The sequence below is a fragment of the Trichocoleus sp. FACHB-591 genome, from assembly GCF_014695845.1.
GTDB lineage: Bacteria > Cyanobacteriota > Cyanobacteriia > FACHB-46 > FACHB-46 > Trichocoleus.
Genome location: NZ_JACJPA010000104.1, coordinates 1 through 9376, shown reverse-complemented (window position 1 = coordinate 9376; position 9376 = coordinate 1). Strand labels below are relative to the sequence as shown.

Annotated in this window: 10 protein-coding genes; 3 read left to right on the top strand and 7 right to left on the bottom strand. The window is 48.6% G+C overall.

The window, feature by feature from the left end:
* Positions 1-215: 215 nt before the first annotated feature.
* A complete protein-coding gene (locus H6F90_RS31215; protein ID WP_255525034.1) occupies positions 216-338 on the bottom strand; it encodes a hypothetical protein in 123 nt (40 codons plus the stop codon).
* A gap of 386 nt (positions 339-724) precedes the next feature.
* Here H6F90_RS31215 and H6F90_RS21525 point away from each other — a divergent pair, with 386 nt between their 5' ends.
* The gene (locus H6F90_RS21525) at positions 725-2497 is read left to right on the top strand and encodes a site-specific integrase (RefSeq protein WP_190554258.1); all 1773 of its coding nucleotides are present in this window, start codon (positions 725-727) and stop codon (positions 2495-2497) included.
* 100 nt (positions 2498-2597) lie between these two features.
* Here H6F90_RS21525 and H6F90_RS21520 read toward each other — a convergent pair whose 3' ends face one another.
* From H6F90_RS21520 to H6F90_RS21500, 6 genes are all read right to left on the bottom strand, one after another.
* Positions 2598-2753, bottom strand: coding sequence for a hypothetical protein (locus H6F90_RS21520; RefSeq protein WP_190442556.1), 156 nt, complete (start codon positions 2751-2753; stop codon positions 2598-2600).
* Between the two features lie 60 nt (positions 2754-2813).
* Complete coding sequence (locus H6F90_RS21515) at positions 2814-3026, bottom strand: hypothetical protein (protein WP_190554257.1); 213 nt, start codon at positions 3024-3026, stop codon at positions 2814-2816.
* A 2-nt stretch (positions 3027-3028) separates the two neighbouring features.
* Positions 3029-3151 (bottom strand): hypothetical protein, encoded by a 123-nt coding sequence (locus H6F90_RS31210; protein ID WP_255525033.1) that lies wholly within the window; start codon positions 3149-3151, stop codon positions 3029-3031.
* 75 nt (positions 3152-3226) lie between these two features.
* Positions 3227-3394 (bottom strand): GIY-YIG nuclease family protein, encoded by a 168-nt coding sequence (locus H6F90_RS21510; protein WP_190554256.1) that lies wholly within the window; start codon positions 3392-3394, stop codon positions 3227-3229.
* 29 nt (positions 3395-3423) lie between these two features.
* Positions 3424-4194, bottom strand: coding sequence for a ParB/RepB/Spo0J family partition protein (locus tag H6F90_RS21505; protein ID WP_190554255.1), 771 nt, complete (start codon positions 4192-4194; stop codon positions 3424-3426).
* Complete coding sequence (locus H6F90_RS21500) at positions 4191-4805, bottom strand: ParA family protein (protein WP_190554254.1); 615 nt, start codon at positions 4803-4805, stop codon at positions 4191-4193. The genes H6F90_RS21505 and H6F90_RS21500 overlap by 4 nt, the downstream gene beginning before the upstream one ends.
* Before the next feature lie 443 nt (positions 4806-5248).
* On the opposite strand from H6F90_RS21500, the gene H6F90_RS21495 reads away from it, so the two are divergent.
* Both H6F90_RS21495 and H6F90_RS21490 read left to right on the top strand, forming a co-directional pair.
* The gene (locus H6F90_RS21495; RefSeq protein WP_190554253.1) at positions 5249-6970 is read left to right on the top strand and encodes an AAA-like domain-containing protein; all 1722 of its coding nucleotides are present in this window, start codon (positions 5249-5251) and stop codon (positions 6968-6970) included.
* Positions 6967-9376: AAA-like domain-containing protein (locus tag H6F90_RS21490; RefSeq protein WP_190554252.1), on the top strand; the 2410-nt coding region annotated here is incomplete at its 3' end. The genes H6F90_RS21495 and H6F90_RS21490, both read left to right, overlap by 4 nt.

The window sequence follows — 9376 nt, the reverse complement described above, 5'->3', positions numbered from 1 at the left end:
TCGCGTACCAAAGCGGCAGAACGATTTATCAGCTCAAGCATGGGATGCTCTCGGACTACCTGATTGAGCAACTCAAGCACCCGTCCGTACAAATGACTCTTGCGTAAGTCCTGATTGAGTCAAATTCAGCGGAATATTCGCTCCCTCAAGGGGTTGTTCAGCGGCAATCGCAGGCAGAAGTTTTCAAACAGCTGGGCGATCGCAAAGCTCGCCAGCTAAGTAGAAGGCATTTGAATTTGAATCAAGCCACGACCAATCCGCTCAACTAGTTCCGAGCGAGATAGCCCCACATCAGCAGCTAACCGATCCAGACCTTTCAAGCCAGAATCAGTCAACATGACACTTCGCTGACGCTTGACTTCACCCCTGTAAAGCTCAGCCTGACCTCGCATCGATTTTTGGCCTTTTTTACCCATGAGTGTACTTTATTAAGGACCTTAACAGGGACAGTTTTACGCCACAACTTTCTTATAGCACTGAAAGCCTTAGAAAGCAGAGTATTAGGTCATGTATATGATTTATAACATCTATAACGATCACTCCCAAAACCTTGAGTAAGTATTAATACTTAGTAACTGAAAATTCTAGAGCAAGGCGGTTTTTCAGCCATTTAATCGAAGATTTATATATAACTATTTGTCCTATATATTTACGGGATATCTTGTCTTTTTTATAATATAAATGGTGCTATTCAGGTCATACACGTGACCTCAATAATTACGGTATGGCTTCTATAACAATTCCTAAAAAGTTCCTCCAGCCTAAGAACCTAATGGAGGTGCTTCAGAACTACGAGGCTGAAGTGAAAACTGAAACACCTGACAAAGCCAGTGCGACCTTGCATCAGCTGCAAACAGCTTTAATCAGATACACACTTCCTGGTTGGGGGCTACCGCATCCCCAAACGAACCGAGTCTCAGCTAAAGAGATCAAAGCCGCCAAGACTTTTATGAAAAAGATCAGCTTGGAACAGCTAAAAAATGCTCTAGAAGTCCAGATGAGCGTCTATGAGCAACTCAAGGTTCCAAGCAGCAGTCAACGTACTTATCGGCACGCTCTGAACAAGCTCTTAGAGTTTTGTGATGACCAAAACTGGTGGCAATCAGAACCAAAGGTCGAACGACGACCGTTAAAGCAGAAAGATTGCGCTAAATACGTCCGAACGACGAAGCGAAAACGGCAAGAGTTTTATGCTCTAGGTGTCGTGAAAGGGGATGTCATCTCAGAAGCACTACGGAAACAGTTTATTGAGTTTGCAGAGTTCGTATCTGAGGACTTAAAGCAAGCACCCATCTCCGTCAAATGGGCTTTGCAAGGGGCATATCAAGGGCTAGGCTGGCTTTATCGTTATGAAAATGTAGCGCTCGATGAACTGAGCTTAGAAACACTGATTCAATATGTCCCTTTAAAGACAGCCATTGACAATCTCCCGGTGCGGATGGAATTAGCTGAACGGCTCTTGCGTCAGGAAGAGGTGAGACGAGAGGCGATGCGAGCAGCAGATTCTACAGAACTTAGGCTCCGTAAATATTTATCTTGGATCAGAAAGGAACGCAAGGTTCATCCTGGAACCGAGTATGCCTTTCTACGAGCCTGTCTTAACGTTGCTAAGTTCCTGTATCGCTCTGAAACTAATAAGTACGAAGTAGCTAACTATGATGACGTTCCTGTTATTAAGAGAATCCGAGTTCTTATCCGAGATGTAAGTGAACGTCAGCGTACTACTCCTTCTCCAGTAGACATCAGCAAGAAGTGGTTGCCTTGGGAAGACTGGTTGGACGTGGTTGACACCCTTAGACAAGAGTGCTGTCAAGCAGCTTATATCTGCGGCAAGAAACGGCTACTCGGTGGAACTGCCCATTCTCTCCAGTGTTATCTCATGTGTGCGTTTTTCACCTATATTCCCCCGATGCGTCAGCAGGTGATTCGGAGCCTTGAAGTAGAACGTAGCCTACTTTGGGAAGGCGATCGCTGGTACATCTATTTAAGACCCGATGAATACAAAACCGGCAAGGTTTATGGAGAATTTCGATGTGAGGTCTCTAACCCTGACTTTGGAGATGGCACTCGTTTTTATGATTATATTGAGGCTTGGCTCTATGACTGCTCTAAGCTTCCCGGATTAAGCAAGCTGAATCTTCCTGGAGGGCTACGCGCAACTTACAATCCTGAGCACAACTTATTTTTCACCCAGAAGAATCGCGAACCGATGAAGCAACATACGCTATCGGAGTACATCAGACACGCTGCATATCGGATCAAAGGCCAGGCTGTTACAGCTCACTTATTAAGAGATATGTTTGTGAGTCACCTGATGGAACTAGGCTATTCTGATGCTCAGATGAATTCGGTGGCGGGCGCAATGCACCATAGCCCAGAAACCCAGCGAGCAATTTACGATAAACGAACTAAGGAAAAAAAGGTGGCCCCAGCCATGGACTTGGCACGACAGATCGCTGAAAATGCCATCAAGCGTAAAACTGACATAACTGATTGAATCTAGCCTTAACCTAGAAAGCAGAGAGCGATCGCAACTAAGAAGAAGGGGCGATCGCTCTTTGCTTTCAATGTGGATTTAGCGACCTCTCAAGCTGCAATCAGGTCCGCACCATACTCAGTAAGCGCATGGTGCCACATTGCTTTTGAATGCTGGCGTAGACCTTTTGCACTAAGACATTAGGCTGAGAGCGATCGCTTAGGTCATTAGGTTCCAGGACCACATTATTGATCGCCACCGTACTCTTCAAATCCAACTCTAGGCGATCTCAAATGAGGGCAAAGTTCCTGCGGTCGATCGCCTTGCTCTTGGACCTTTAATAGCGAGGTTTGCAGTCGGAGAAATTTAGACATTCACTATTGAGAAAGCCAGCCAGTGCCATCTCTAACACTGCCTCTACGGGGTATTCAATCTCAGCCGCCCGTCGCTCAAAGGCTTCTCTAACATGGTCAGGCAGCGCCACCAAGATCATGCGGGCTACAACTGGACTGAGATGCTCTGTAGTTTCTTGTCCAACAGTTGGCAACATGGTTAGTCCCTCATCGGTATGCGAGCATTGAACGGTGGTTTGCTAGCTTGCAGAATAATGCGCTTTAACTCTGATGATAGCGATCGCCATTGCATGAAGTCGATAGCATGAGTGGCGATCGCCACGTCTCTATGGTCATAATCCGCCAGCCATGCCCAGATCAGAGATTTATGCCCGCCTTTAAATCGCTCCTTGATATCTTAAGCTTTACCCACATACAGCAAGCCTTCGGTTCGGCACCTAACTGCATAAATACCTGGTCTTGTAGTCAGCTCGGTAAAGTCTCTACTAATCGGGACACAGTTAGAGAAGGAGACTTTTGTTAAGGAGTCGAGGATGGTCAGTGCTTGTGCTTCAGCGTCCGTCATAGCTCATAGCTTTTCTGCAATCATGATGCCTACTCGTCCTCCAACTCGGCGATCGCCTTCTCAATGTCTCGCATCATGCGCTTCACACGGCCTTGTAAACCCTTAACAGCCGTACCTGGTTCATCATATTCATTAGCTAAAGTGGCCCATTTTTGGAGGCCAACTAGCGCTCGATTCAAAACTAGGACGTCTGTCCGGGTTTGGTTGTCCGGGTTTTGCCCGCCATTTTCTGCGTAGGCATCAGGCGCATCATTTAGATACCGCCTCACCTGCCTAATCGACTTGCCAATGATTAACTCCAGAGCAGGACGTAAGGCTTTTTCCCCTTTTTTGGGTTTCCCAGGCGCGTCTCTATAACCAGCTGCCCTTAAGCGATCCGCGATCGCTCTGACCTCGGCGGGTGTGTAGTCCCTACGCTTTTCGTTTTCAGTTGCCTCGATCGCTAGTGCTTTGTCTGGCTCAGTTTCGCTGTCGAAATCGTAGCGGCGAATTGGAACTTGTCCATTAGGAAACTGTTTAGCGAAAGCTTCCGGGTCTTGCTCCCGTAATAGTGCGATCGCGGCTCGTCGATGCCCACCTGCCAAAAGCCTGCCTCGGCTATCAACTGCAATCGGAGCGATTAGCCCTACAACCGCAATGCTATCTGCTAATGCTTCAATATGGGCAGGATTCAGCGGACGGGTATCACCATCCACTCGATCTGTGATGCTATCCAGAGACAAAGTGGCAGTTGACGATGGTGTTTCTACACTTCTGCTCTTCGCGATCGCTAACGCCCCAGTCAGCTTACTGACGCTCATTTTGTTCCCCAACCCTTCCAAACTTCTTTACCCAATGCTTGATAGTCGTTCCATGCAGCAGTAGCAGCATCACCGCGCAAATCTGCAACTGACAAACCTTCTAATGCTGAATCTTGGTACACAGTTCTAGCTTTAATACCTGTATTAAACACCTTTAGTCCTGCCTCGTTAAGTGCTTCTCTGGCATTCACCTCTCTTTTGAGACCCCGAGTCGGCAGCATGGTTAAAAGGATGCGGTACTTATCATCAGACAGCGATCGCAAAGTGCTAACAGTAGAAATGGTGGCTTCTAACGAAAATATAGAAATCTCAGAAGGGATGATCAGCAAATCGCTAGCAGAAGCCAGGGGTAAAAGTTCAGTGGGATCAGTGCGGGCAGGGGTGTCAACAACCAGATGATCAAAGGCCGATGGCTCCTCATCGCCATCCATCACAGTAAATGCTGCCCTCTGCTGGCCACGCTCATACCAGCTCAGTGCGCTTCGGTTAGGGTCTCCATCTAACAAGATGACTTTGCTGCTCTTCCGGCGCTTACCTAGATACTCAGCTAAATGTAGGGCTGTGGTCGTCTTGCCTACTCCACCTTTGAAACTTGCGATTGTAATAATCATAATTCTGAGCTTACTGAGGACTTGGGATTTGGCACGAGAAAACGTCAAAAACCATTCGTGGCTTCTGTATTAAACGTTGAAAAAGTCTAGTACAGTTTGTCAGTCTTGCTAGAGATTGTTCCAGAGAAGCAGTTGCGTAGTGAATAACCCAACCGAAAATTTGTAACTTATCTGCAAACAATTCTGAAAGCGGCAGCAATCACCAACGATAGTAGAAGTGCCTAAAAAATTAGGTGTAAAGCTACAAGTCTGTATCGAATAGAACTACTAAAATCTACTCAACAGCACACAATTCTAGGGTTCTAGTGGCAGAACACTTAGATTGCTAAAAAAGGTAACTAGATTGTGTTATTTGCTGCAAGGGTTTCTGGAAGCGTATAGATTGTTGGAAATACCGAAGCGGGCAGCATTGTCTACCAACTATCCCAATTGTCTGATTCCTTATGAGTAGCACTTCGGCACGCAAGAAAAGGACAATTCTCTTCCTGGCAACAAACCCTAAGAATTCGGCGAAGTTGCGCCTTGATGAAGAATTTCGGGATGTGAGTGAAGCATTAAAAGGCTCGAAGAACCGGAGTCGGTTCGATTTGAAGCCTCAGTGGGCGACTCGGCGTCGAGATGTTCGGAGAGCAATGCTAGACTATGCTCCCCAAATTGTCCACTTTTCGGGACATGGGGCTGGAGAGCCAGGGCTGTTAATTGAAAATGAGCTTGGGCAAGCTGAGTTGCTGACCTCGGATGCACTGATTGGACTGTTTGAAGATGCGAACCAGGTCGAATGCGTCCTATTGAATGCATGCTACTCGGAGGTGCAAGCCAAAGCGATCGCCCAGCATGTTCCCTACGTGATCGGCATGAATCAGGAGGTGGGGGATAAAGCAGCATTGGAATTTGCAGTGGGTTTTTACGATGCTTTGGGAGCAGGGCTTTCGATCGAACGTGCCTATAAAGAAGGCTGTAAAGGCATTCGGATGGCAGGAATTCCAGAGTATTTAACCCCGGTTCTAGAGCATATAACTGTGAAGCCAGAAGGGGAAGTGCAGGAAAAAGGTTCTCTGTCACCTCCTGAATGCTCGACTGAATTTCGTGAAGAGACTTTACCTGAGTCATCTGCTGTTTCTCCTTTATCTAAGTCTGCTGTAGGGGAGCTAGAAGAAACGGGCGGCCAAGTACCACTTGATTCACCATTTTATACAGAGCGTCCGCCGGCTGAATCCCGTTGCTATGGGGCGATCGTTAAACCAGGAGCACTCATCCGCGTCAAAGCTCCACGGCAGATGGGTAAATCCTCATTGACGATTCGAGTTTTTGACCATGCAAGCAAGCAGGGGTGTCGAGCGGTGTGGTTACAGTTGCAGCAGGCTGGTGAAGAACCTTTTGCCAGTTTGGATGCCTTTTTGCGATGGTTGTGTCGGCGAGTAACTGCTAAACTGCGGCTTCAAGATAAGGTGGTGGAGTATTGGCAGAGCGTTTCTGCCAGTACAGACAAATGCACGGATTACTTTGAACTTTATTTACTAGAAGAAATCAATGCGCCATTGGTGTTGTGCCTAGATGAGGTGGATGAAGTCTTTAAGCATCCACAAGTTGCTGGTGACTTTTTTGGACTATTGCGCTCATGGCATGAGGAAGCGAAAATTAATCCCGTGTGGTGCAACCTGCGGCTAGTGATTACCCATTCCGAGGAAGTCTACATTCCGCTGAATATTAATCAATCGCCGTTTAATGTAGGGGTGCCAATCGAGTTACCTCCTTTAAGTCAGGCACAGCTAAACGACCTTGTGCAACGGCATGGGTTGGCATGGACAGAAGCGGAGCTAGATTCGCTAATGGCAATGGTGGGTGGACAGCCCTACTTGGCACGAGTCGCACTTCAGCAAATTGCCTCAGGGGCGCTGACGTTAGCTCAATTTTTGCAGGTTGCTCCCACCCAAGCAGGCGTGTTTGCCGCCCATTTGAAGCGGCATTTGGGGAATTTGCAAGAGCGGCAACTGGATACGGCAATGAAGCAGGTGGTTGCGTCCGAGCATCCAGTGCAGCTACCAATCACCCAGGCTGCCAAATTAGCGAACATGGGTTTGGTGCGATTTCAGGGGAATGAGGTGGTACCGCTGTGCAACCTATACCGCAACTATTTCCAGGATGTGTTGGGGGGTAGTCGATGAACGATACGCCTTTAGTACCCTACGACTACCAGAGCGAGGGAGGTGCGCTACTAATTGATGCGCCAACCTACGTGAAGCGGAAAGCTGATGATGAGCTTTATGAGGGGTTGAAGGCGGGGCAGTTTTGCTATGTGCTGAATGCCCGTCAAATGGGGAAATCAAGCTTGAAGGTACGGACGCTTCAGCGACTGCGGGGTGAAGGGATTGCCTGTGCGGCAGTAGACTTGCAGGGAATTGGCACTTCGGCGACAGAGGAACAATGGTATTTCGGTGTAGTCAGCCGCATTACTCGATCGCTAGGCTTGCATCGGCAATTCGATCTGAATACTTGGTGGATAGAACAAACTCGCCTTTCGTATGTCCAGAGGTTTGTCGAGTTTTTGGAATCGCTATTGCTGCCTTCTATATCTCAACCGATCGTGATTTTCATTGATGAGGTTGACCTGACTCTAAGCTTATCTTTCCGGGATGACTTCTTTGGGGCACTGCGGGAAAGTTACAACCGGCGGGCGGATGAGCCAGAGTATCGCCGCCTGACGTTTGCACTGTTTGGGGTGGCAACGCCATCGGACTTGATTCAGAACAAGCAAATTACTCCGTTCAATATTGGGCGACCTATTGACCTAACGGGGTTTCAGTGGTCAGAAGCACAGCCGCTGATGCTTGGACTTGTTGCAAAAACAAGCCATCCGGAGGCGTTATTACAAGCGATTTTGGACTGGACGGGGGGGCAACCGTTTTTAACGCAGAAGCTGTGTAAGTTGGCCCAGATTGCAGATTCTGAACCAGTGGCAGGGCAAGAGATCCAATGGGTTGAGCAGTTAGTACAAAGCAAGGTCATTGATAACTGGGAAACACAGGATATTCCACCCCACCTGAAAACCATTCGCGATCGCCTTTTACTTAGTGGTGAACAACGCACTGGACGGTTGCTGGGGTTGTATCAGCAGATTTTGCAACAAGGGGAGATTGCGGCGGATGACAGCCCAGAACAAGTGGAGTTGCGACTGACAGGATTGGTGGTGAGGCGGGATGGAAAACTGCGCGTTTACAACCGCATTTATGAACAGGTGTTTAATCGAGATTGGCTGGAGCGATCGCTGGCGGAGTTGAGACCCTACGGAGGAGCGATCGCGGCTTGGCTAGTGTCAGGATGCCAGGATGAGTCGCGGTTGCTGCGAGGGCAAGCATTGCAGGATGCCCGAACTTGGGCCGAAGGGAAAAGCTTGGGGGATGACGATCGACGCTTTTTGGATGCCAGCCAGGAGCTGGAGAAGCGAGACGTGCAAGCCCGACTAGCTACAGAGCAAGAAGCGAATCAGATCTTGACAGCAGCAACCCGGAAGGCGAATCGGCGCAATTTGTTCAGTTTGGTAGGAGCAGTAGCGGCCTTGATGGTGGCAGGAATTACTATACCGACATCCATTAAGGCTGGAGCCGATCGCGATGCTGCCCTGCGGGAAGTGACCGAAGCGAAACAAGACAAGGATCGGTTAGAAACAGACAAAACGCAACTTGTGGCAGACAAGGATCGCTTAGCAGCGGACAAAACAAAGCTTGTGGCAGATAAGGTCAAGCTGGATACCAATTTACAGGCAACGCTGACCCAAGCAGCAACGGCAGAAACCGAAGCACGGGGCGCAGAGCGCAAGTTCCAGCAAGCACGGACCAAAGAACAAAGTGCTCGTCAGCAATACCAACAGGCACAGCAACAGGTACAGCAGGCGAAGATACAACTGGAGCAGGTCAACCAGGGGAAAACCCAGGCAGAACAGGCGGAGCTAGCGGCACAAAACCAGGTAAAGATAGCTCAAGCTCAGTTGACAACAACTCAGGGCAATTTGGACCGAGCAAAGGCTGATTTAAACCAAGCTCAAGACAGCCAAGCAACAATTTTGCAGGTGAACAGCCTAGAAAAAGATGGGTTAGCAGCGCTAAATCGTGCCAGGTTTGAACAGTTGAGGGGCTTAGTGGATGCTATGCAAGTGGGGGAGCGGGCCCGTAATTTATTCCAGACTAAAGGACAAACAGGTTTTGCTGCTAGTCCTATCTATGCCCTTCAGACAACATTGGACCGAGTTGAAAACAGAGCCATTCAGCCGTGGCAAAATCAAACGCTGTTAGCGCATAGATCCAGTGTCATTGCAACGCAGTTCAGCCCGGATGGCAAGCGCATCGTCACTGCTTCATATGACAAGACAGCCCGAGTGTGGGATGCCCAGAGTGGTCAGGAAGTTGCCAAACTCGCGGGTCATGAATCCATTGTCATTGCGGCGCAGTTCAGCCCGGATGGCAAGCGCATCGTCACTGCTTCATATGACAAGACAGCCCGGGTGTGGGATGCCCAGAGTGGTCAGGAAATTGCCAAACTCGCGGGTCATGAATCTAGTGTCAGGGAGGTGCAGT